The sequence below is a fragment of the Kineococcus sp. DHX-1 genome, from assembly GCF_042473625.1.
In the GTDB taxonomy this organism is placed as follows: Bacteria; Actinomycetota; Actinomycetes; order Actinomycetales; family Kineococcaceae; genus Kineococcus.
Map to the genome: position 1 here is coordinate 3,528,963 of NZ_CP170445.1, position 22,793 is coordinate 3,551,755.

Below are 22,793 nucleotides of genomic sequence, written 5' to 3' on the forward strand. Positions count from 1 at the left end.
GTCCCGCGACGGCGCGGGGCCCAGCAGCCGGTCACACCCCCGCACTTCGTGACCTCATTGTTATCGTCACCCCCGGTGCAGAACCCGGGACGAAGCGTTTGACGGACGCGGTGCTTCTTCGCCCTCGGTGAGCGCCCCCGCGCGAAGCGTGGCGATCTTCACCCTCTGCGGTGAACGAATGCACCCGCGTCCCGAAAGTCTCACTCTCCGTGTCGATCCGTGACGATCTCGGCTCCTGACCCGGCCCCGCCCGGCGGCTATGTTTCGCCTCGACCCCCGCGGCCAGCACTCCCCAGGAGACTCGAGTGGAGCACCACCGTCTGCGGGACGGGTCCAGCGATGCGGCCTCGGGGAGCCTCCTCGAGCACGCCCCGCTGCCCGCTCCCAGGACTGCGAGCACGACCCTCGACACCGGGCTCGACCTCTGGGTCGACCCCGACAGCGTCACCGACCTCGACACCCACACCGACACCGGTGAGGAGCCCGCCACCGGCCGCCGGGCTCCCCGCCACCGGCGCGAGGAGACGCTCCCCGAGCGCCCCCCGGCCCCCGCCGCCCACCGGCGGCGCCGCCGGCGCGCCACGTGCGCCTGGACGCCCGCCCTGTCGGTCGCCGAGACGCTCCTCGGCGTCGGGATCGCCCTCGCCCTCCACGCCCCCACGGCCGTCGTGCTGGGGACGACCCTCGCCGTCGTCGGCCACGCCCCGCGCTGGCGGCACCCCGTCCGCCTGACCCTGTCGGCCTTCGACGACGCCCCCCGCCTCCTCCTCGTCCTCACCAGCGCCCTGGGCGTCGCGTTCCTCGCCCGCGGCGACCTGCACGTCGGCGAGAGCGGCGCCCTGCGCACCGTCGTGACCGTGCTCGCCGTCGTCGCCGCGCAGTTGGCCCTGCGGACCCTGGTCTACGCCGCGGTGCGCCGCCACCGCCGTCGCCGCGGCAACGGCCTGGCCACCCTCGTCGTCGGTGGCGGGACGGTGGGGACGAGGTTCTCCCGCACCCTGCTGGAGAACCCGCAGTACGGGCTCCTGCCGGTCGGCACGCTCGACGACCGCGCCCCCTACCTCGACGCCCCGCCGACGCCGTGGCTCGGCCCCGTCGACGACGTCGCCCGGCTCGTCCGCCGGCACGACGTCCGCGTCGTGGTCATCGCCTACGGCCTGCGCGAGGACGAGCACCTCGTCAACCTGCTGCGCGACCCGGGCCTGGAGGACACCGAGATCTACTGGCTGCCGCGGCTGTGGGAGCTGCACACCGCCCGCGCCGGCGGCGACCTCGTCCACGCCCTGCCGCTGGAGCGGTTCCGGCGCCCCCACCACGACCGCACCGGCCGCCGCGCCAAGCGCGTCGTCGACGTCACGCTGTCCGCGCTCGCCCTGACGCTGCTGTCGCCGGTCATGCTCGCCTGCGCCCTGCTGGCGCGCTGGGAGACGCGGGACGGCGCGATCTTCCGCCAGGTCCGCGTCGGGGTCGACGGGCAGCCGGTGACGGTCATGAAGTTCCGCAGCCTGTCGGTGGCCCCGACGGAGTCGGACACGACGTGGAACATCGCCGGGGACCTGCGCGTCGGGCCCGTCGGGACGTTCCTGCGCCGCTCCTCCCTCGACGAACTGCCCCAGCTCGTCAACGTGCTGCGCGGGCAGATGAGCCTCGTCGGACCGCGCCCCGAACGTCCGGTGTTCGCCCAGCAGTTCGCCGCGCAGTACCCGCGGTACTGGCACCGCCACCGCGTCCCCTGCGGGCTGACCGGCTGGGCGCAGGTGAACGGCCTGCGCGGCAACACGTCCATCGAGCTGCGCGCCGACTACGACAACTACTACATCGAGAACTTCTCGCTGTGGTTCGACCTGAAGATCATGCTCGCGACGGTGTCCCAGGTCGTCCGGGGGTCCGGTGGCTGACGCGCTGCCCACCGCGTTCCAGGCACCGACCCCCACCCGCGACCGCGCCGGACGGCACCGCCGGCGGCGTGCGGGACGCGTCCGCGGCCGCCGCGTCACCCCGCGCTCCCAGCGCCTGGGGTGGCTGCCGCTCCTGCCGCTGCACCTGCTCGTCGTCGCCGTCTGCGTGCCCGACACGTCCACGAGCGGTGCGGTGTCCCTGGCCCACGTGACGGCGGCGGACGTCGCGGCCGTGCTCGTCATCGCGGCCGCCGCCTGGCGGCTGCTGAACGGCGACGGACCAGCCCTGCTGCGCTCGCGCGCCCTGCTGCCGGCCCTGGCGGTCCTCGTCGCGGTCAGCCTGTCCGCCGTGTTCGCGACCGACCAGCGCCTGGCCGCCGCCGGCTGGGTCCGCTGGGTCGAGGTCGACGTGCTGCTGCCCGTCGCGACGTTCGTCGTGTGCCGCACGGTGCGGGCGGTCGCCGGGGTGCTCGGCACCCTCGTCGTGGTCTCCCTCGCCGAGGGCGTCCTCGGGGTCGTGCAGTATCTGACGGGCACGGGCGCCGGGTACGGCGCCGAGGCCATCCGCGCCATCGGCACCTTCGGCGTCGGCAACCAGCTGGCGATGGGGAACCTCGTCGCCGACGCCGGCCTCGTCTGCCTGGCCGGCGCGCTCGCCCTGCCCGTGCGCCGGCACCGGCTCGTCGCCGGGACGCTCGCGGTCTTCTTCGTACTGCCGCTGCTGCTCAGCCTCAGCCGGGGCGCGCTGCTGTCCGGGCTCGTCGCGGCCGTCCTCGTGCTGGCCCGCGTCGGCTGGCGCGTCCTGGCCGGCACCGCGCTGGCCGGGATCGCGCTCGCGACCGTCGCCCTGGTCGCGGTGCCGTCGCAGGGAGCCGTCGTCGTCGCGCGCGTCGAGACCGTCGTCAGCTCCGCCTCCTCCCCCGACCAGTCGGTGGCCGACCGCTACGGCCTGTGGTCCGCAGCCCTGCGGATGTGGTCGGAGGAACCCGTCACCGGCATCGGGGTGAAGAACTTCTCCGAGCACCGCGACTCCCAGCTGGGCATCTCGACCTCCTCCGGCGCGGACGCGGCCTCCGACGACAGCTACGAGCGCGTGCAGCTGCTGTCCCCCCACGAGCAGTACCTCCTGGTGCTGTCCGAGCAGGGGCTCGTCGGCCTGCTGGCGTACCTGTCCCTCGTCGTCGTCGCGGCCGTCGGCCCGTTGCGGCGCTACGACGGGGGACGCTCCCTCACCGCGACCACCGGCCTCGCGCTGTTCGGGGTCGGCACCCAGTTCGTGGTGACGAACTTCTGGGGCGACCTCGCCGGGCCGACCGCGCCGCTGCAGGGGGTCGTCTTCGGGCTCGCCCTGGCCCTGACGGCCACCCCGCGGGCGACGCCGGAACTCCCACCGCGCCGCGCGGTCCCGGCGGCTCCGGTCGACGCCACCGGGCTGCGGGTGCTGCACGTCTGCCAGCCCGTCGACGCGGGGGTGGCCGCCTTCGTGGCGCGCGCCGCGCAGCAGCAGCGCGCCGCCGGTCTCGACGTCGTCGTGGCCTGCGCGCCGCAGGGCTGGCTCGCCGACCGCCTCGACGCGCTCGGCGTCCCCCGCGCGACCTGGTCCGCCGTGCGGTCGCCGCTGCGCGGGGTCCTGCCGGAGGCCCGCCGGCTGCGGGCCGTGGTCCGCGCCGTCGACCCCGACGTCGTCCACCTGCACTCGGCCAAGGCCGGTCTCGTCGGCCGGCTCGTCGTCCACGGATCGCGGCCGACGGTCTTCCAGCCGCACGCCTGGGCCTTCGAGGCCGCCTCCGGCCCCGTCGCCCTGGCCGTGCGGGTGTGGGAGGCCCTGGCCCTGCACCTCACCGACTGCCTGCTGCTCGTCAGCCGCGCCGAGCTGGACCGCGCCCGCGAGGCCGGTCTGCCGCTCGACGTGACAGCGCGCCGGCTCGTGCGCAACGGCCTCGACCTCAGCCGGCACGGCGTCGACGACGCGCCCGTCGCGCGCCACGAGCTGGGCCTGCCCGAGGCGCCGACGGTCGTCTGCGTCGGGCGCCTCGCGCACCAGAAGGGCCAGGACCGCCTCCTCGCGGCGTGGCCGCTGGTGCGGGCCGCCGTTCCGCGGGCGCAGCTCGCGCTCGTCGGCGACGGCCCGGACGCGCAGGAGGTGCGGCGCCGCGTGGCCGCGGGCGACGACGGACTCACCGGCGTCCTGCTCCCGGGCGCCACGGACGCGCCGCGCCGCTGGTACGCCGCGGCGGACGTCGTCGTCGTCCCCAGCCGGTACGAGGGGTTCGCCTTCGTCCCGCTGGAGGCCATGGCCGCCCGCCGCAGCCTCGTCGTCCACGACCACCCGGCGCTGCGCGAGGCCCTCCCGCCGGGGGCCGGGGCCGTCGTCGACACCGACGACGCCGCCCTCCTCGCGACGGCCGTCGTCCGCCGCCTGCGCGCGCCCGAGGTGCGCGACCAGGAGGGCGCCGTCGGGCGCGCGCACGTCGTCACCACCCGCGACGACCGGACCCTGCTGCCCCAGGTCGTCGACGCGTACCTGGCCGCCGGGGCCGTCCCGCCCGTCGCCGTCCCCCCGCCCGCCCGCGTCGTGCGGGGGGTGCGCCGGTGACCGCCCCGTTCGCGCTCATGTACCACTCGATCGCCCACCGCCGCCCCGACCCCGAGGGGTTGTGCGTCCCGCCGGACGTCCTCGCACGACAGCTCGACACGTTGCAGCGCAGGGGTCTCCGTGGGGTGGGCATGGGCGAGCTGCTGACCGCCCACCGCGCCGGCACCGCGCGCGGGCTCGTCGGCCTGACCTTCGACGACGGCTACACCGACTTCCTCGACGCGGCGCAGCTGCTGGCCGAGCGCGGTTTCGGGGCGACCCTGTACGTCGTCGCGGGCCGGTTCGGCGGCACCAACGACTGGGACGGCAACGGCTGGCCCCTGCTCACCGCCGCCGGGGTCCGGGAGGTCGACGCCCTCGGCGTCGAGGTCGCCAGCCACACGCTGACCCACCCGCACCTGCCGCGGTGCCCGCCCGCGCGGCTGCGCGCGGAGGTCACGGACAGCCGTGCCGTCCTGGAGGACCTGCTCGGGCACGAGGTCCGGGGGTTCGCCTACCCCTTCGGCGACGAGGACCCCGCGGTCGTGGCGGCCGTCGCCGACGCCGGGTACCGCGACGCGGTGCGCGCCGACACCGGCGCACCGAGCACGCCGCACTTCCCCGACCTCACGGTGCCGCGCAGCTACGCCGGCCCCGACGACGGAGCCGTGCGGCTCGCCGCCAAGCACCTGCGCCACCACCTGCACGCCCGGGTCCACGCCCGCCGCGCCGCCCCCTGCCGCCGGCCCGCCGGCGGACGCGACGTCCCGCACCGCAGTCCGAGGAGCCGACCGTGACCCGACGCCTGAAGGTCCTGCACGTCATCACGGGGCTGGCCGCCGGCGGCGCCGAGACGCAGCTGCTGCGCGTGGTCCGCGCCAGCCGCCACGACTGCGCCGTGGTCGCCGTCTACAACGCCGGGGTGGTCGCCGAGCAGCTGCGCGCGCAGGGCTACCGCGTCCACGACCTGGCCTCGCCGTCGACCACCGATCCGCGGGCGCTGCAGCGCCTGCTGCGCGTGCTGCGCGAAGAGGCGCCCGACGTCGTCCACACCCACCTGTTCCGCGCGGGGATGCTGGGTCGCGTCGCCGGCCACCTCGCCCGCGTCCCCGTCGTCGTGAGCACCGAGCACTCCCTGTTCCACCCCGACCTGCTGGAGGGTCGCCGCGCCACCCGCGTCGTGCGGGGCCTGCTGCGCCGCAGCTCGCGGTGGGCCCAGGCGACGGTCGCCGTCTCCGACCAGGTGCGGGACAACCTCGTCGCGTGGGGCGTCGTCGACCGGCCCGGTCACCGGGTCCTGGTCGTGCGCAACGGGATCGACACGGACGAGCTGCGCTTCGACGCGGCCGCCCGCGCGCGGTTGCGCGCCGGGCTGGGCGTGTCCGAGGACGTCGAGGTGGTCGGGATCGTCTGCCGGCTGCACCCGTGGAAGCGCGTCGACGTCGCCCTCGAGGGCCTGGCCCCCCAGCTCGGCCCGCACCGGCGCTTCGTCGTCATCGGCGACGGCGCGGAACGCGCCCGCCTGCAGGCCCGCGCCGCGGAGCTGACGGTCGAAGACTTCGTCCACTTCACCGGCGAGGTCGGCGACGTCGCGTCCTGGCTCTCGGCCCTGGACCTGCTCGTCAGCGCGTCGCAGTCGGAGACGTTCGGGCTGGGGGTCCTGGAGGCCCTCGCCAGCGGCCTGCCCGTCGTCTACGCGGCGGCCCCCGTGCTCGACGAGCTGCCGGAACCGCTGCCGGGGACGGTGCGGGTCGGCGGGTCGACGTCCGCCCTGGCGGCCGGGGTCACCCAGCTGCTCGACGAACGCCGCGTCGCGCGGGCCGCCGGCCACGGCCCGGGCACGGGGCGCACCGCTCCCCCCGTCGTCGCGGCCTTCGACGTCCGGGCGACCGCCCGCGTCCTCGACGACCTCTACGACGACCTGTTCGACCACTCCCCCCGACCCGACGCGCACGCGTCCCGCCGTGAACCCACCCCCTCGGACGCCCCGCAGGAGCAGACCGCATGAGCACGACCCACTCCCCCTCCTCCGCGCGCTCGGCCGTCCCCACGCAGGGCACCGTCCGCCGGCCCGGCGTGCGCGTCCGGCGCCGCTCCGCCGCCGTCCTGGTCGTCGTCGGGCTGGTCGTCGGGGTCCTGCTCGGCGCGGGCTACGGCCTGCTGACCACGGGCGCCCACCACGCCGGCGCCTACCTCGTCGTGGCCCCCACCGCGACCGGCGACACCCGTGGCGACGCCGGCGGCGCGACGACGTACGCCAAGGCGTACGCGGAGGTCGCCGGGCAGCCGGAGGTGCTCGACGCGGCGCTGGCCCCCTTCGCCACCGGGGGGAGGACCGTCGACGACGTCGCGCGCGACGTGACCGTCGCCGCTTCCCAGGACGCCCCGCTCGTCCAGGTCAGCGCGTCCGGCGACACCGCGCAGGACGCCGTCGCGGTGGCGGCCGCGGCGTCGAAGGCCGTGGCCTCGTACCTGACGCCGACGGCCGCCGCGAGCGGCTACACGATCTCCCTGCTCACCCCGGCCGCCGAGGCGCGGTCGGCCAACGGGCTCACCCCGACGCTGTCCGCCGCCCTCGGCGGTGTGCTCGGCGTCGTCGCGGCCGGCGCCGTGCTGCTGCTGCGCCGGTGACGTCGCTCCATCTCGTCGAAGAAGACGACGACGGGCGTACCGAGCGTCCCGCGGGACCCTCCCCGTTCCCCGCGGGCGCCACCGGCCCGACGGTCGTGCGCGACCGCCGGGCGCGCGACGCGAGCCTCGTCGCCGGGGTCATGGTCCTGTCCTCCCTGCTGGGTCTCGTCCGCGACCTCGTCATCGCCGCGCTGTTCGGCGCCTCGTCGAGCTCGGACGCGTTCTTCGTGGCCTGGACCGTGCCGGAGACGGTGACGCCGCTGCTCAACGAGTCCGGCCTCGCCCTCCTGCTGACGCCCCTGTTCGCGCGCACCTGGGCGCAGGAGGGCTCGCTGACGTCGGCCGTCCGGCGCACGCTGCTGCCCGTCGTGGCCGTCACCGCCACGGCCGGGGCGGTCTGCGCCCTGGCCGCCCCGGTGCTCGTGGGGCTCGTCGCCCCGGGCCTGGCCGACCCCGGTCTGGCCGTCGCCTGCTTCCGGCTGGCCAGCGTCACGGTGCTCGGGCTGGGCGTCGCGGGGTACCTGTCCTCGGCGCTGCGGGGCCGCCGGTCCTTCGTGCGCCCCGCCGCGACGTACGTCGCCTACAACGTCGGCATCCTCGGCTGCCTGCTGCTCGAGCCGTGGCTCGGGGTGCGGGCCGCCGCCCTCGGCCTCGCCGTCGGCAGCCTGCTCATGGTCGCCGTCGTGGCCCCGGCCGTCGCCCGCTCCACCCGCCTCGACGGCCTGCGCTGGCGGGCGGGCAGCGGCCTGACCCCGCTGCTGGCCGTCGCCCCGATCATCGTCTACAGCCTGGCGCGGCAGTCGCAGGTCTTCGCCGAGCGCTGGTTCGGCAGCGACCTCGTCGGCGCGATCAGCGAGCTGAACTACGCCTCGAAGGTCGCGCAGATCCCCGTGACGCTCTCGCTCGTCGTGGCCTCGGTGTCGCTGGCGTCGGTGACGGCCCACGTCGGTGCGGGCCGGTTCCCGGCGGTCCGCCGCGAGGTCACCGACGCGCTGCGCCTCGGTGTCTGCGTCGTCCTGCCCGTGACGGTGGCACTGGAGGTGCTGGCGCCGCAGATCACCGCGCTGCTGTTCCAGCGCGGGGCCTTCGACGCCGAGCTCGTGCAGTCCACCTCGACGGTCCTGCGCTGGTACTCCCTCGGGCTGCTCGGGCAGCTGGCCGTCGGCGCCTGCGTGCTGTTCCTCTGCATCCGGCCCCGGGGTGCGCGGGTGGCCGCGGTCGCCGCCCTCGCCTGCCTCGCGGTCACGGTCGTCGTCGACGCCGTGGCCGTCGGTCCCCTCGGCGCCCCCGGTCTCGCGCTCGGCAACGCCGCGGGCATCACGCTCGCCGGGGCCGTGCTGCTGCGGCGGCTGCACCGCGACCTCGTGCCGCTGCCGTGGCGACGCCTCGGTGACGCCGCCGTGCGCTCGGCGACCGCGGCCGCGGTCGCCGGCGCGGCGGCCTGGGGGGTCACCCACCTCGGGCGCGGCCCCGTCGTCAGCCTGGCCGCGGGCGTCGTCTTCGTCGTCGTGCACCTCGCCGCGGCGCACGTCGTCGGGCTGGCCGAGGTCCGCGCCCTGACCGCCCGCCTCGGGCCCCGCCGGGACCCGACGGCGGCCGACCCCCTGGCGGACGATGCGCCCCGGCTGCGACCCCGCTGGACCCCCGCGCTCGCACCCGTCGTCGTCGGTGCCCTCGTCGGGGCGCTCCTCGCCGTCGGGGTCGGGCTGGCCCGCCCCGTCGTGCACCGGGCCACCGCGCTCGTCGTCGTGACCGCCGGCGCCGACGGGCGGGACGCCACCACGACCACCCAGGCCCTGACCCGGCTCACCGCGACCCTGTCCCAGCGCTACGAGGGCGGGCCGGAGGACGTCGACGTGCTGCTGGAGGGGGCCCCCTCCTCCCCCGTCGTCCAGATCACCGTCGACGGCCGCGACGCGGGCACCGTCCGGCAAGTCGCCGGACAGGTCGTGACCACGCTGGAGGACGCCTCCCGCGGCCAGGCCTGGAGCGTGCGCGACCAGACGCCCACCGGCGGCGCCGTCCGCGTCCGCGAACGCGTCGACCCCGGTCTCGTCGTCGTCGGCGCGGGGGCGGGCGGTCTGCTCGTCCTCACCGCCGCCGCGGTCGCCGGTCGCTGGCCCGGTTCGGCCCCGCACCGCCCCTGGCCCCTGTCCGCGGCGCGCCGGCCCCGGCCGCGCCGACGCCGTGCCGCCCACCGGAGGATCCCGTGACCCTGCCCCCGACACCTGCTCCGAGCAGCGCCGACGTGCCCACCTCCTCCCTCGTGACCCGGGTCGTCACCGCCGCGGACCCCGTGCCGGGGTGGGAGGAGCTGACCGCCGCGACGGGCGCGCTGTTCGCGGGGCCCGCCTGGGTCAGCGCGACGGCCGTGCTGGGTGGGCCCGTGCGCGTGGCCACCGCCCGCACCGGGGACGACCCGGACGCGCCGCTGCTCGGTGTGCTGCCGTTCGTCGTGGACGACCCCCTGCCGGGCGTCGCCGGCCGCCCCGTCGTCCGCTTCGCGGGGACGGGCCCCAGCGACTACGGCACCGTCCCGGTCGCCCCGGGCGCGGACCGGCGCGCCGTCGTGGCGGCGCTGCTGGACGCGGCCGTCGCGACCGCCGGGCCGGGCGCTCCCGTCCTGGACCTGCAGCAGCTCAGCGACCTGGACCCGACGGCGGAGGACGTGCAGGCCTGGGCCGCGGCCCGCGGACGACGGGTGCGCGTGCGCGCGCAGGCCGAGACGATCCGGCGCACCTTCGGTCCCGACGACGGCCGGGAGTCCAAGAACCGTCGGACGAAGGACCGCAAGACGCTCACGCGGCTCGGCGAGCTCGGGACCGTCGAGGTCTGCGGGGAGCTCCTGCCGGACCCGACCGACTGCGGCGCCACCGACGCCCTCCTCGCCGAACTGCGGGCCGTCGACGCGGCCCACCCGAACGCCGAGACCCGCAACCAGCCCTGGACCGGCACCACCGGGGACCTGCTCGCGCTGTTCCTGCGCACGGCCGACCCGGCGTCCCGCTGGCTGACGGGGGTCCGCCTCGACGGCCGGCTCGTCGCGTACTCCTTCCAGCTCGTGACCGACCGGGTCGTCGCGACCTACCTGTGCTCCTACCGCCGCGAGGTCGCCGACGCCGGGGCGGGGACGCTGCTGCTGCACGAGGTGCGGCGGCGGGCGTACGCCCACGGGGCCGGCGTGCTGGACCTGCTCCGGGGCCTGGAGCCCTACAAGTTCCGCCTCGCGACCTCCACGCACGTCTCGCGACGGGTTGTGGTGCTCCCCGACGCCCGCCTGCGCTGGACGGCGCTCGGGGCGGCGCTCACGTGGCGGCAGGACCTGCGGCCGCACGTCCTGCGCGTGCGGGCGTGGCGTTCCGCTCGGGGCGCGGCGCCTCAGGACCGGCCGACGAGCGCGGAGTAGGCCGCCGCCGCGCCCGGGTTCGCGCCCCCGCCGAACAGCCGTCCGTCGGTGTGGTCGTACCTGACCTCGTTGTAGATCTCGTGGACCACGCCGACGGCGTCCATCCAGCCGACGAGGTCCACGACGAACCCCGGGTCGTCCCCACCCCCGCCCCACGACGGGGACGCGACGGCCCACTCGTCGACGGCGAGGGGTTTCCCGCGCGAGCGGGCGAAGGCGGCGACCTCGTCCAGCCCGCCGGGCGCCGTCCGGCACCAGCGCCACCGCTCGGCGGCGGTCAGCGGCTGCGGGCTCATGTCGTACACGTCGACGCCCACGACGTCGACGACGTCGTCCCCCGGGTAGGCGTCGGCGAGCGCCACCGCGTGCCCGTCGACGGCGACGGTGACGCTGAAGTCGCTGCGCAGCGCGGGGGCCTCCCGCCGCAGGGCCCGCACGCAGCGCGCGAAGGCGGCTCGGTAGGCGGCCGGGTCGGGCACGGCCGACCACGGGTAGTTCACGGGCGAGTTCGCCTCCCAGCCCGGGCGCACGACGACGGACCCCATGCCGTGCGCGTCGAGCCGGGCCCCGAGGTGGGCCCAGTGCCGTTCGTGGGCGCCGTCGGCGGCGTCGGCGAGGGACTCCCCCGGCGGCAGGAGCGGCAGGCTCAGCACCAGGTCGCGGGCGTAGGCCGAACCGGCGTAGGCGTCGAAGAGGTAGTCCGGGTCCCGCAGGTGGTCCCAGTCGCGCCCGTCGAGGTACTCCCCGGCGACGTCGAGCCGGCGCCCGCGAGCGGCGGCGAACGCGTCGAGGGTGGCCGGGGTCTGCGGCCAGCCGACGTACGCGCCCGACCGTCGGCCCCGACCGGTCCCGGGGCCCGTGGGAGCGTCGGCGACGAGCAGGCCGAGGGCGGCCGCGGCGCCGGCGGCGAGGAGCCCCCGGCGCCGCACCCGGCTACTCACCCATGACGTGCAGCTGCCGCGCGGCCTCGGCGATCGACCCCGACAGCGAGGGGTAGATCGTGAAGGCGTGCGCCACGTCGTCGACGTTGAGCCGCTTCTCGACGGCGAGGGTGACGGGGAAGATCAGCTCGCTCGCCCGCGGGGCCACCACGACACCGCCGATGACCGTGCCGGACCCGGTGCGGCAGAACAGCTTCACGAACCCGTCGTGGATGCCGAGCATCTTGGCCCGCGCGTTCGTGGACAGCGGCAGCTTGATGATCTCGCCCTGGGCCTCGCCGGAGTCGATCTGCGCCTGCGTCCAGCCGACGGTCGCGATCTCCGGGGACGTGAAGACGGTGGAGGCGACGGAGCGCAGCTTCAGCGGGGCGACGGTGTCGCCGAGCGCGTGCCACATCGCGATCCGGCCCTGCATGGCCGCGACGGAGGCCAGCGGGAAGACGCCCGTGCAGTCCCCGGCGGCGTAGACGCCCCGCGCCGACGTGCGGGAGACCTTGTCGACGTCGATGTGCCCCGAGTCCGACGTCCAGACGCCGGCCTCCTCCAGGCCGAGCCCGGCGGTGTTCGGGACCGCCCCGACGGCGACGATGCAGTGCGACCCCTCGACGGTGCGGCCGTCGGCCAGGGTGACGACGACGCGGTCGCCGTGCCGCTCGACCTTCTGCGCGCGCGAGCGGGACATGACGTCCATGCCGCGGCGGCGGAACACGCCTTCGAGGACCTCGGCGGCGTCGGCGTCCTCCCCGGGCAGGACGCGGTCGCGGGAGGAGACGAGCGTGACGTGCGCGCCGAGGGCGTCGTAGGCGTTGGCGAACTCGGCGCCCGTGACGCCGGAACCGACGACGATGAGGTGCTCGGGCAGTTCGGTGAGGTCGTAGACCTGCTTCCACGTGAGGATGCGCTCGCCGTCGGGCTGGGCGTCGGGCAGCGTTCGCGGGCTTGCCCCGACCGAGACGAGGACGACGTCGGCCTCGACGCGGGCGCCCTCGTCCTCCCCCTCGCGCACGACGAGGGCCTGCGGGCCGTCGAGCGCGCCGGCCCCGGACAGGATGCGCACGCCCTCCTTCTCCAGCCGGGCGCGCACGTCGCTCGACTGGGCGAAGGCGAGCGCCTTGACGCGGGAGTGCACGCGGGCGAGGTCGACCGTCACCGACCCCTCGGGTTCGGTGTCCGGGGCCGAGCCGCCCGGGAAGCGCACCCCGAGCTCGGAGGCGCCGCCGACGGTGGCCATGAGCTCGGCCGTGGCGATGAGCGTCTTGGACGGGACGACGTCGGTGAGGACGGTGGACCCGCCGAGACCGTCGCGTTCGACGACGGTGACGTCGGCACCGAGCTGGGCCGCGACGAGCGCGGCCTCGTACCCGCCGGGGCCGCCGCCGAGCACGGCGACCCGGGTGGCCTTGGCTGCTGCTGAGGACGCACTGGTGGGACTCACACCCCCATGCTCCCCTACCCTCTTCAACCGTGCCTGCCCCCTCGCCCGCCTACGCCGCGTACGCGACCAACCTCGACCCCGAGGTCATGTCCCGGAAGGCGCCGCACTCCCCCCTGCGCTCGACGGGGTGGCTGCAGGACTGGCGGCTGACGTTCGGCGGGGAGGACCGCAGCTGGGAGGGTCCGCTGGCCACGGTCGTGGAGGCGCCCGGCGAGCAGGTCTACGTGGCGTTGTACGACCTGACCGAGGCGGACGAGACGCGCCTGGACGCCTCCGAGGGCATGGACATCGGCCTGTTCCGCAAGATCCGCGTGCGCGTGAAGACGCTCGAGGGCGACGTGGTGGCGTGGACGTACGTCCTGGACGACTACGAGGGCGGTCTGCCGACGGCGAAGTACCTCGGCCGGCTCGCCGACGCGGCCGAGGCCGGGGGCGCTCCGCACGACTACGTGCTGGGGATGCGCGCCCGTCCCTGCCGCTCCAACGACGCCTGACCGGCCGGCGGCGCCGACCGCACTAGGGTTCGGCGCGTGACCGAGACCCTCCCGACCGATCCGTTCACCCTCGCCGAGGAGTCCGCCGCCACCCTGGCCGAGCGCACGGGCGTGCCGCGGCACGACGTCGCCCTCGTGCTGGGTTCGGGGTGGGCCGCCGCGGCCGACCGGCTCGGCGAGGTCGTCGCCGAGGTGCCCGCCCCCGAGCTGCCCGGGTTCCGCGCCCCCGCCGTCGTCGGGCACGGCGGCACGGTCCGCTCGATCAGCGTGCCCCGCGAGGGCGCGGAGCCGCTGCGCGCGCTGGTGCTGCCGCGCAGCCACTACTACGAGGGCCACGGCGTGCGGGCCGTGGCGCACGGGGTCCGCGTCGCGGCCGCCGCGGGCTGCCGGACGATCGTGCTGACGAACGGCTGCGGCGGGCTGGACCGATCGATCACGCCCGGCTCCCCGGTCCTCATCTCCGACCACCTCAACCTCACGGGCGCCACGACCCTGGAGGGGCCGACGTTCGTCGACCTCACCGACCTCTACGCCGCCGAGCTGCGCGACCTGGCCCGCACGGTGGACCCGTCGCTGCGCGAGGGCGTGTACGCCCAGTTCCACGGCCCGCAGTACGAGACGCCCGCCGAGGTGCGGATGGCCGGGGTCCTCGGCGCGTCCCTCGTCGGGATGTCCACGGCCCTGGAGGCCGTCGCGGCCCGCCACGTCGGAATGCGCGTGCTCGGGTTCTCCCTCGTGACCAACCTGGCGGCGGGCGTCTCGGACGAGCCGCTGTCCCACGAGGAGGTCCTGCAGGCCGGCCGGGACGCGGCCGGGCGCTGCGCGGACCTCCTCGCGGGCGTCGTCCCGCTGCTCTGAACCGCGCCGTCAGCGCGAGGCGGCCCGCTGGTACTGGCGGGTCGCCAGCGGGACGAAGACGAGCAGGATGACGACGATCCACGCCAGCGTGTAGAGCTCGGCGTTCTGCAGCGCCCACGACTCCGGCGCCGGCCCGGGACCGACGTTGCCGAAGCGTTCCCGGGCGGCCTGGACGAGCGTGGAGACGGGGTTCCACTCGGCGATGTTCCGCAGGACCGACGGGTAGCTCTCGATCGGGACGAACCCGTTCGTCAGGAACGTGATCGGGAAGATCGTGATGAACGTGAGGTTGTTGAACGCCTCCGGCGTCCGGATGAGCAGCCCCAGGAGCGCCATGCACCACGAGATGGCGTAGGCGAAGAGGAGCAGCAGGCCGTAGGCGATGACGGCGTCCAGCACGGACGTCCGGATGCGCCAGCCGACGACGAGACCCGTCAGCGACATGATGACGACGACGATGACGTTGGTGACCACGTCGGAACTCGTGCGGCCCACCAGCACCGCCGACTGCGCCATGGGCAGCGACCGGAACCGCTCGATGATGCCCTTCTGCATGTCGTCGGCCAGGCCGGCGCCCGTGATGGTCGCCCCGAAGATGACCGTCTGGGCGAAGATCCCCGGCACGAGGAACTCGCGGTAGTTCAGGCCGGGCACCTCGATGGCGCCGCCGAAGACGTACCCGAACAGCAGGATGAACATGATGGGCGAGATGAGCGTCCCGACCAGCAGGTCGGGGATCCGCTTGATCTTGATGAGGTTGCGCTTGGCGACGACGGAGCCGTCGGCCAGGACCATCCCGAGGGAACTCACGCGTCCGCCCCTTCCTGCTCGGTGACCAGTTCTTCCGCGGGTTTGCCCGTCAGGGTGAGGAAGACGTCGTCCATCGTGGGCCGGCGCAGACCGGCGTCGAGCGGGACGACGCCCGCCTCCTCGAGCCGGCGCAGCCCGTCCACCAGGGCGGGCGTGCCGCCGCTGACCGGCACGGTGACGCGCCGGGCGCGCTGGTCGACCTGGACCTCGCCCACGGCCAGCGGCTGCAGGGCGGTGACCGTCGTCGGGACCTCGTGGTCGGCGGCGACGACCAGCTCGATGCGCTGACCTCCGACCTGCGTCTTGAGCTCGTCGGCCGTCCCGCGGGCGATGACCCGGCCGTGGTCGATGACGACGATGTCGTCGGCGAGGCGTTCGGCCTCCTCCAGGTACTGCGTCGTCAGCAGCAGCGTCGTGCCGCCCTGGACCATCGTCGTCAGCAGTTCCCACATGTCGTTGCGCGAGCGCGGGTCCAACCCCGTCGTCGGCTCGTCGAGGAACAGGACGGGCGGCGAGGCGACGAGCGCGCCGGCGAGGTCGAGGCGGCGGCGCATGCCGCCGGAGTACGTCTTGGCGACGCGGTTCGCCGCGTCGGTGAGCCGGAACTGCTCGAGCAGCTCCGTCGCCCGTTCGCGGGACCGCTTGCGGCCCAGGTGGTACAGCCGCCCGACCATGTCGAGGTTCTCGAACCCGGTGAGGTTCTCGTCGACCGCCGCGTACTGGCCCGACAGACCGATGCGCCGGCGCACCTCCCGCGGGTCCTGCACGACGTCGACCCCGGCGACCGTCGCCGTGCCCTCGTCGGGCACGAGGAGCGTCGTGAGCATGCGCACCGTCGTCGTCTTGCCCGCGCCGTTCGGCCCGAGCAGGGCCAGCACCGTCCCTTCCGGGACGTCGATGTCGACCCCCGCCACCGCGGTGACGTCGCCGTACCGCTTCACCAACCCCCGCGCCTGGACCGCGTGACCACCCGTCATGGCTCCGACCCTAGAGAAGACCTCCGACACACCGCCCGCCCTTTCCCACAGCTCGTCCTCAGCCGGCTCCCGGCCCACCTCCTCGACTCCGCCCGCGCCCGGAACTCATCGCCCGCGCCGACCGCTCCTCCGGCGTGACCCCCCACTGCTGCTGCTCACGAACCGACCCGCGGACGCCGATGCACAGGACGTGGCAGCTGCGCACGGTCGTCCCGGCCCCTCCCGTCGCGCCGCGGCGGTCCTCGGCGCCGCCGCGGTCGCCGGTCTGCTCGCCCCGGCCGAGCGGGCACAGGCCCTGCCCCGGATACCTCGCGGGGTCCGCGCCCGCCGACCCGGCGCGCCGGTGATCACGCTCGCCGTGGACACGCCCCGCTGGGCCGGTGCCCCCACTCGCCTGTCCGGCCTCCTGCCCGCCTCGGGCGGTCCCGTCGACGCGGCGGTCATCGCGGTCCGGGACGCCGCCGACGGCTCCCACGACGTGGCGCACACCGGTCCCTGCTCCGTACCCGCGGACGGGCTGGCGCTGACGGGGCGGGCCGTGCTCGCGCCCGGCCAGTACACGGCGTGGGTCTCCCACCTCGCCGGCGGCCGGTGGGTCGACCAGGAGCACCGCACGTTCGACGTCCCCGCCGCGCTGCCCGCACCGCCGCACGACCCCGCGCGCCGCTCCGGCGCCTACCTCGGCTGGCCGCAGACCCCGGCCGACCTGACCGCCTGGGGCCGTCGCCGGGGCCGTCCCGTCGAGGTCGCCGGGGAGTACCTGGACCACCGGCGGTGGGAGTGGATCGCGAAGCCCACGTCGGTGCTGACCGCCTACGGCGACGGCGCCTGGAGCGCCCCGCTCGTCCTGTCGGTCCCGCTGCTGGCGGACCCGACGCCGCAGGACCCCGCCCCCTCGCTCGCCGCGGTGGCCGACGGCCGGTACGACGCGCCGTTCCGGACGCTGGCGCGGTCCCTGGCCGCGTGCGGCCTCGGGGCGACGACGCTGCGGCTGGGGTGGGAGGCGAACTCCCCGGAGAACTACTCGTGGTCCGCGGTCCCCGACCCGGCCGCCTACCGGGCGGCGTTCCGCCGCGTCGTGGAGGTCGTCCGCCGGGAGGCGCCCGCAGCACGGTTCGACTGGGGGTTGACGGTCGCCGTCGACGGCGCGTTCGACTTCCGCCGCTGCTACCCCGGTGACGACGTCGTCGACGTCGTCGGGATCGACGTCTACGACATGAGTCCCCAGGGGCTCGCGACGGACGCCCGCTGGGACTGGTACCAGTGCGCCGTCGGCGGCCTCGACGACGTCGCGGAGTTCGCGGTCGCGCACGGCAAACCCCTCGGCGTCGACGAGTGGGCGCTCGCCTCGAGCACGTGGAACGGCGGGGGCGACGACCCACGGTTCGTCGACCGGTTCCGCGCGTGGATGGACCGCTGGCCCGTGGTGCACGAGATCTACAACGAGGTCGAGTACCCGTACTCCGACGGCCGGCTCCTGCTCGGTGGCCGGAACCCGCGCGCCGCAGCGGAGTACGTGGCGCAGTTCCGGACGGGGACCTGACCCTCAGACCCCCTCGGTGCTGCGCAGCACCCCCATGAGCGCCCACTCGTCGGGCGGTTCGGAGCCGGCGTGGACGCACCGCTGGAGGTCCGCGAGCAGCGCCGGCGCGTCGAGCCCGGCGCCGATGAGCACGAGCTCCGTCGTGCGGGGGGCGCCCCGGGGCCACGCGCCCCGGGTGAACCGCACCGCCGCCCCGACGGTCTGCAGCAGGTAGCGCTCGTCGGCGCCCGCGAACCGGACGGGACCCTTGATGCGGAACACCCCCGAGGGCCGCGCGTCGAGGAACTCCGTGAACCGGCGCGGGTCCAGGGGTTCGGGGCTGCGGAACTCCACGGCGTCGTAGAAGGAGTGCAGGTGCTCGTCCGGCGCCGGCACCGCCTCGCCCAGGGCGAGCTGCCGCGTGCGCGGCGGGCCCGCCTCGAACAGCAGCCGCGGGTCGAGGGAACCGTTCGCCGCGGGCACCACGGGCGCCCACGCGTTGAGCTCACGGCACCGTTCCGTCAGCCGGGCCACCGCGGCGTCGTCGAGCAGGTCGGTCTTGCTGAGGATGACGACGTCCGCCATCGCGACGTGGTCGTCGAGCTGGGGGTGGCGCTGCCGGACGGCGTCGAACTCGACGCCGTCGACCACCACGACGAGCCCTCCGTAGCGGATGCCCGGCACGGTGCTCGCCAGGACCTGGCGCACCATCGCGGCGGGTTCGGCGACCCCGCTGGCCTCCACCACCACCGCGTCGAGGGCGTCCGGGCCGCGCCGGGCCGTGAGCCGGGCGAGCAGTTCGTCCACCGTCCCGTCCTCGGTGGAGCAGCACAGGCAGCCGTTCTCCAGCGAGACCGTGCTGTCGGCCCAGCCGGAGACGAGGAGCGCGTCGACGCCGACGGCGCCGAAGTCGTTGACGACCACCCCGAGGCGGACGTCGGCCGCCGAGCGCAGCAGGTGGTTGAGCACGGTCGTCTTCCCGGCGCCGAGGAACCCGGCGAGGACGACGACGGGGGTGCTCACCCCGCCATGGTCGCACCCGTCCCCTCGTAGGCTGCGGCCCGTGAACGCACCCCTGACGGACCGGGTCCGGACCTGGATCGACGACGACCCCGACGAGCGCGACCGGGCCGAGCTCGAGGACCTGCTGGCCGCGGCGCAGTCCGGGTCCGCGGCGGCGACGGCGGACCTGCAGGACCGGTTCTCCGGCCCGCTGGAGTTCGGGACGGCCGGGCTGCGGGGCCGCGTCGGCGCCGGGGAGCACCGGATGAACCGCGCCGTCGTGCAGCGCGCCGCGGCTGGGCTGGGCGCGTGGCTCACCGCGGGGTTCGAGCGGCCGCGCGTCGTCGTCGGGCTCGACGCCCGGAACGGGTCGCGGGAGTTCGCCGACGACTCCGCCGCCGTCCTGACGGCCGCCGGCTGCGAGGTGCTCCTGCTCCCCCGGCCGCTGCCGACCCCCGTGCTCGCCTTCGCGGTCCGCCACCTCGACGCCGACGCCGGCGTCATGGTCACCGCGAGCCACAACCCGGCCGCGGACAACGGGTACAAGGTCTACCTCGGCGGCCGGGCGACCGGCCCCGAGGGCCGCGGCGTGCAGATCGTGCCCCCGGTGGACGCCGAGATCGCGGAGCGGATCGCCGCCGTCGGGCCGTTGCGCGACCTGCCCCGTGCCGAGTCCGGGTGGACCGTGCTCTCCGACGACGTCGTCGAGGACTACCTCGCAGCGATCACCGCCGCCGTGGGAGCGGGGGAACGGGGCCGAGACCCGCGGATCGTCGTCACGGCGATGCACGGGGTCGGCGGGCCGGTGCTGCTGGAGGCGTTGCGCCGCGGCGGTTTCGCCGACGTGCGCTCCGTCGCCGAGCAGGCCGACCCGGACCCGGCGTTCCCGACCGTGCCGTTCCCGAACCCCGAGGAACCCGGCGCGCTGGACCGCGCGGTGGCCCTCGCGCGGGAGGTCGGGGCCGACGTCGTCCTGGCCGTCGACCCGGACGCGGACCGGTGCTGCGTCGCCGTACCGACTCCCGAGGGCTTCCGGCAGCTCAGCGGTGACGACCTCGGCCGGCTGCTCGGTGCCGAACTCGCGGTGCCGGGCGCGGTGCTGGCCTGCTCGGTCGTCAGTTCGCAGGCGCTGCAGCGCACCGCGGCCCGCACGGGCGCCCGGTTCGCCTCGGCCCTGACGGGGTTCAAGTGGATCGCACGGGTGCCCGAGCTGACGTTCGGGTACGAGGAGGCCATCGGCTACTGCGTCGCGCCCGAGGTCGTGCGCGACAAGGACGGCATCTCGACGTCGCTGCTCGTGGCGACCGTCGTGCGCCGCGAGCTCGCGGCGGGCCGGACGCTCCTGGACGTCCTCGACGACCTGGACCGGGCCGACGGCGTCCACCTCACGGCACCCGTGACCGTGCGGGTCGAGGACCTGGCCGTCATCCCGGCGACGATGGCCCGGTTGCGCGCCGAACCCCCGATGCACCTCGGCGGTTCCGCGGTGACGTCGGTGGAGGACCTCGCCGACGGCCTCGACGGCCTGCCCCCCACCGACGGTCTGCGGTTCCGGACCGCCGACGGGACGCGGGTCGTCGTCCGCCCGAGCGGCACCGAACCCAAACTCAAGTGCTACTGCGAGGTCGTCGCCGACGTCCCGGACGGGGCCGACCTGGCGGGCGTGCGGCGGGCCGCCCGTGAGCGCCTCGACGCCGTCCTGGCCGACGTGCGGACCGTCACGGCTTGATCCCTCGGAACGCGCGACACATCGACTGTCGATGTGTCACGCTCACGTCATGGCGTATCGACTGTCGATGGTCCCGCGGATCGCGCAGCGGTTCGGGGTGCACACCCGGCCGCACGTCATCGGGCTCTGCGCTTTCTTCTCGCGGCGGTTCGGCATCCTCTTCCTCGTGGTTGCGTTCTTCGCCGCACTGGACCGACCGGGACCGACCTTGACGCTGCCGGTCTCCACGACCGGCGCGTGGGGGTCCTTCGACTCGGACGGGCTCCTCATCGACCCGGCAGCGCCTGGCGGGGCCACCGCGCGGATGTCGGACACCGGCTCGGTCTCCGACCTCTCCTTGACGTTCCACGGCACCGGCCTGGAGCGCGCCGTGGCCGGCGCCCCGCACTGGCTCGGCTACGCCGCCGTCGGACTCGCGCTCTTCTGGCTGGCGCCCCTGCTACGACGGTTCGCCGAGGGCGACCCGTTCGCCCCGGGGAACGCCGGCCGCCTCCGGGGCATCGCGGCAGCCGCGTTCGTCGCCACCCACGTCGTCCCCCTGCTGACGCCGCTGACGGTGGCGTTCGCGCTGCACCGACTCGGGGGTTCCGGTTGGTCCGCCGTCTGGGGCTCCCCCGTGCACACCTCGCTCGTCTTCGTCCTCCTGCTCTTCCTGCTCGCCGGCGCGCTGGACGTGGGCCGGCGGCTGCAGGCCGACAGCGAAGGGCTCGTGTGACCGACGAGTCCCCGCACCGCGTCGTCTGCCACCTCGACCGACTGCTGGCCGACCGGGGGATGACGCTGGCCGAGCTCGCCGCCCGCGTCGGGGTGACGGTCGTGAACCTGTCGGTGCTGAAGAACGACCGGGCCCGGGCGGTCCGCTTCTCGACCCTCACGGCCATCTGCGACGTGCTGCAGTGCCAACCGGGCGACGTGTTCAGCGTCGCGCCGCGCTGACCCTCAGACCACGTCGACGAACACCGGGTTCGTGTAGCACCACAGGTCGTCCCACGGGTCGGAGTCGCCGATGCGGTCGACGCGGGGGTGCCCGTCGGCGTCGGCGTGCCGGCCGTCGCTGCCGCGGAAGCGGACGTAGATCGGGTCGGCAACCCCGCGCAGCACGGTCCGGAACACCTGGGGGCCGGTGGCGTGCGCGGGCACCTCGAAGCTTTCGACGACCCGGGTGCCGGGCGCCTCGAACAGGTCGCGGTCGACGTCGGCGACCCGGCCGGTGACCGTGCCGACGATGACGTCCCAGCGCGCCGACCGCGGCACCTCACCGCCGCCGTTGGCCTCCGTAGCGGGGTCGACGCGCAGTTCGACCTCCACGTCGCCGCCGCGGACGACGCTCGTGCGCGCGCCGAACGTCACCCCGGGACCGGGACCGGTGCGGACCCGACCCTCCACGGCGCGCACGAGCCCGCCGTGGACGACGAAGACGCGCCCGGACCGCAGGGCCGCCATGACCGAGCGGTAGTCGCGGGTGGTGGACCCGACGCAGGTGCGGGAGTAGAAGCCGGGCGCGAAGTCGACGTACCCGTGCTGCACGACGCCCGTCTCGACGGGTTCGCCGCGCGAACCGTGGCGGCGGTAGTGCTCGTGCGAGAGGTTCCCCACGCGGACGGTGTCGCCGATGTCGAAGTGGTTGTCCGAGTTCGCCGTGATCCACCACGGCAGGCCCTCGGCGAGCAGGGAGTCCCACAGCCCGCCCATCCGCGCCGTCGCGGCGTCGAAGCCGCCCCACGTCCGGTACTGGTCGAGGTCGTACCCGGGGAACGACCAGCGGCCGGGGCTCTCGTCGTACTGACCCCGGCCGCGACCGCGCCCGAGCGGCGCCGGGAGGGCGGCGGCCTGGTGCCCGGGAGCGCCCTCCCAGCCGACGAACACCCCGGGGGCGGCGTCGCGCCAGCCGCGCACCTTCGACGGCGAGACGCGGCCGGTGCGCATGGGGTGGTTGGACAGGACGAGCGCCTCCCCCACCGCCCCGGTGCGCAGTTCCTCCACGAGCCACGCGAGGGCGTCGAGGCCGAGCTGCTCGGCCACCGACCCGCCCTCGACGGAGTCCCGGATCAGCTCCGGTCCGCCGGGGTTCTGCCGGGCCGCGAGGACGTCGCCGTCGAACATCCGCTCGAAGCGCTGCAGCAGGTCGGGGGTGCCCTCGTGCTCGGGGGCGATGAACGTCGCGTGCTCGGCGCCCGGGATGTTCCACTCCATGCCCTGGAAGACCAGGACGTCGTGCCGGCGGCGGGCGTCGGCGATGAGCGGGGTCTGCAGGGCGACGGACTGCTTGGCGTGGTCGGGGCCCCCGTGGTCGGTGATGACCATCCAGTCCAGCCCGCACTCGTGGCCGCGGCGCACCTGGTCGTCGACGGAGTACATGGCGTCGCGGGAGAACGTCGTGTGGATGTGGTGGTCGCCCGCGTACCAGGCGTACTCGCGGTCGTCCCCCGCCGTGGTCACCGGGTCCGCGGGCAGGGGGTGCGCGTGGGAGTGGGGATGGGAGTGCGGGTGCTCGTGCGGGTGGGCGGCCACGCCC

General features: G+C 75.6%; 19 protein-coding genes. 13 read left to right on the plus strand and 6 right to left on the minus strand.

Features of this window, described 5'->3' with window-relative positions:
* The first annotated feature begins 305 nt into the window (after positions 1-305).
* The 7 genes from ACFEMC_RS16860 to ACFEMC_RS16890 are packed head-to-tail and all read left to right on the plus strand — an operon-like array spanning position 306 to position 10,510.
* The gene (locus tag ACFEMC_RS16860; protein WP_380170712.1) at positions 306-1,898 is read left to right on the plus strand and encodes an exopolysaccharide biosynthesis polyprenyl glycosylphosphotransferase; all 1,593 of its coding nucleotides are present in this window, start codon (positions 306-308) and stop codon (positions 1,896-1,898) included.
* Positions 1,891-4,494 (plus strand): glycosyltransferase, encoded by a 2,604-nt coding sequence (locus ACFEMC_RS16865; protein ID WP_380170713.1) that lies wholly within the window; start codon positions 1,891-1,893, stop codon positions 4,492-4,494. Before ACFEMC_RS16860 ends, ACFEMC_RS16865 begins: the two co-directional genes overlap by 8 nt.
* On the plus strand, positions 4,491-5,270 hold the full coding sequence (locus ACFEMC_RS16870) for a polysaccharide deacetylase family protein (RefSeq protein ID WP_380170714.1): 780 nt from the start codon (positions 4,491-4,493) through the stop codon (positions 5,268-5,270). The genes ACFEMC_RS16865 and ACFEMC_RS16870 overlap by 4 nt, the downstream gene beginning before the upstream one ends.
* Entirely contained in the window at positions 5,267-6,481 is a 1,215-nt protein-coding gene (locus ACFEMC_RS16875) for a glycosyltransferase (RefSeq protein ID WP_380170715.1), read from the plus strand. Before ACFEMC_RS16870 ends, ACFEMC_RS16875 begins: the two co-directional genes overlap by 4 nt.
* A complete protein-coding gene (locus ACFEMC_RS16880) occupies positions 6,478-7,104 on the plus strand; it encodes a hypothetical protein (protein ID WP_380170716.1) in 627 nt (208 codons plus the stop codon). The genes ACFEMC_RS16875 and ACFEMC_RS16880 overlap by 4 nt, the downstream gene beginning before the upstream one ends.
* Positions 7,101-9,317 (plus strand): murein biosynthesis integral membrane protein MurJ, encoded by a 2,217-nt coding sequence (murJ, locus tag ACFEMC_RS16885; RefSeq protein WP_380170717.1) that lies wholly within the window; start codon positions 7,101-7,103, stop codon positions 9,315-9,317. Before ACFEMC_RS16880 ends, murJ begins: the two co-directional genes overlap by 4 nt.
* A gap of 35 nt (positions 9,318-9,352) precedes the next feature.
* On the plus strand, positions 9,353-10,510 hold the full coding sequence (locus tag ACFEMC_RS16890) for a GNAT family N-acetyltransferase (protein ID WP_380170718.1): 1,158 nt from the start codon (positions 9,353-9,355) through the stop codon (positions 10,508-10,510).
* Here the strand turns inward: ACFEMC_RS16890 and ACFEMC_RS16895 are convergent.
* On the minus strand, positions 10,483-11,451 hold the full coding sequence (locus ACFEMC_RS16895) for a hypothetical protein (RefSeq protein ID WP_380170719.1): 969 nt from the start codon (positions 11,449-11,451) through the stop codon (positions 10,483-10,485). The two genes, ACFEMC_RS16890 and ACFEMC_RS16895, sit on opposite strands and share 28 nt — an antisense overlap.
* Positions 11,444-12,886: an NAD(P)H-quinone dehydrogenase gene (locus ACFEMC_RS16900; protein ID WP_380170720.1), complete on the minus strand. Its 1,443-nt coding sequence runs from the start codon at positions 12,884-12,886 to the stop codon at positions 11,444-11,446. Before ACFEMC_RS16900 ends, ACFEMC_RS16895 begins: the two co-directional genes overlap by 8 nt.
* 29 nt (positions 12,887-12,915) lie before the next feature.
* On the opposite strand from ACFEMC_RS16900, the gene ACFEMC_RS16905 reads away from it, so the two are divergent.
* The gene (locus ACFEMC_RS16905) at positions 12,916-13,380 is read left to right on the plus strand and encodes a gamma-glutamylcyclotransferase (protein ID WP_380170721.1); all 465 of its coding nucleotides are present in this window, start codon (positions 12,916-12,918) and stop codon (positions 13,378-13,380) included.
* A gap of 36 nt (positions 13,381-13,416) precedes the next feature.
* Entirely contained in the window at positions 13,417-14,238 is an 822-nt protein-coding gene (locus ACFEMC_RS16910; RefSeq protein WP_380170722.1) for a purine-nucleoside phosphorylase, read from the plus strand.
* Between the two features lie 9 nt (positions 14,239-14,247).
* Here ACFEMC_RS16910 and ACFEMC_RS16915 read toward each other — a convergent pair whose 3' ends face one another.
* Both ACFEMC_RS16915 and ACFEMC_RS16920 read right to left on the minus strand, forming a co-directional pair.
* Positions 14,248-15,048 carry an ABC transporter permease gene (locus ACFEMC_RS16915; protein WP_380170723.1) on the minus strand — a complete coding sequence of 267 codons (801 nt, stop codon included), beginning with the start codon at positions 15,046-15,048 and terminating at the stop codon, positions 14,248-14,250.
* Positions 15,045-16,025 carry an ATP-binding cassette domain-containing protein gene (locus ACFEMC_RS16920; RefSeq protein ID WP_380170724.1) on the minus strand — a complete coding sequence of 327 codons (981 nt, stop codon included), beginning with the start codon at positions 16,023-16,025 and terminating at the stop codon, positions 15,045-15,047. The genes ACFEMC_RS16915 and ACFEMC_RS16920 overlap by 4 nt, the downstream gene beginning before the upstream one ends.
* A gap of 343 nt (positions 16,026-16,368) precedes the next feature.
* Between ACFEMC_RS16920 and ACFEMC_RS16925 the strand changes: the two genes are divergently transcribed.
* Positions 16,369-17,568 carry a hypothetical protein gene (locus ACFEMC_RS16925; protein ID WP_380170725.1) on the plus strand — a complete coding sequence of 400 codons (1,200 nt, stop codon included), beginning with the start codon at positions 16,369-16,371 and terminating at the stop codon, positions 17,566-17,568.
* A 3-nt stretch (positions 17,569-17,571) separates the two neighbouring features.
* On the opposite strand, the gene ACFEMC_RS16930 is transcribed toward ACFEMC_RS16925, so the two are convergent.
* The gene (locus ACFEMC_RS16930) at positions 17,572-18,570 is read right to left on the minus strand and encodes a CobW family GTP-binding protein (RefSeq protein WP_380170726.1); all 999 of its coding nucleotides are present in this window, start codon (positions 18,568-18,570) and stop codon (positions 17,572-17,574) included.
* A 31-nt stretch (positions 18,571-18,601) separates the two neighbouring features.
* On the opposite strand from ACFEMC_RS16930, the gene ACFEMC_RS16935 reads away from it, so the two are divergent.
* The 3 genes from ACFEMC_RS16935 to ACFEMC_RS16945 are packed head-to-tail and all read left to right on the plus strand — an operon-like array spanning position 18,602 to position 21,214.
* The gene (locus ACFEMC_RS16935; RefSeq protein ID WP_380176846.1) at positions 18,602-20,278 is read left to right on the plus strand and encodes a phospho-sugar mutase; all 1,677 of its coding nucleotides are present in this window, start codon (positions 18,602-18,604) and stop codon (positions 20,276-20,278) included.
* Positions 20,279-20,327: 49 nt separating this feature from the next.
* Positions 20,328-20,993, plus strand: a complete 666-nt coding sequence (locus ACFEMC_RS16940) for a DUF2975 domain-containing protein (protein ID WP_380170727.1) — start codon at positions 20,328-20,330, stop codon at positions 20,991-20,993.
* On the plus strand, positions 20,990-21,214 hold the full coding sequence (locus ACFEMC_RS16945; protein WP_380170728.1) for a helix-turn-helix domain-containing protein: 225 nt from the start codon (positions 20,990-20,992) through the stop codon (positions 21,212-21,214). The genes ACFEMC_RS16940 and ACFEMC_RS16945 overlap by 4 nt, the downstream gene beginning before the upstream one ends.
* Before the next feature lie 3 nt (positions 21,215-21,217).
* On the opposite strand, the gene ACFEMC_RS16950 is transcribed toward ACFEMC_RS16945, so the two are convergent.
* Positions 21,218-22,789 carry a PHP domain-containing protein gene (locus ACFEMC_RS16950; protein ID WP_380170729.1) on the minus strand — a complete coding sequence of 524 codons (1,572 nt, stop codon included), beginning with the start codon at positions 22,787-22,789 and terminating at the stop codon, positions 21,218-21,220.
* Positions 22,790-22,793 lie beyond the last annotated feature (4 nt).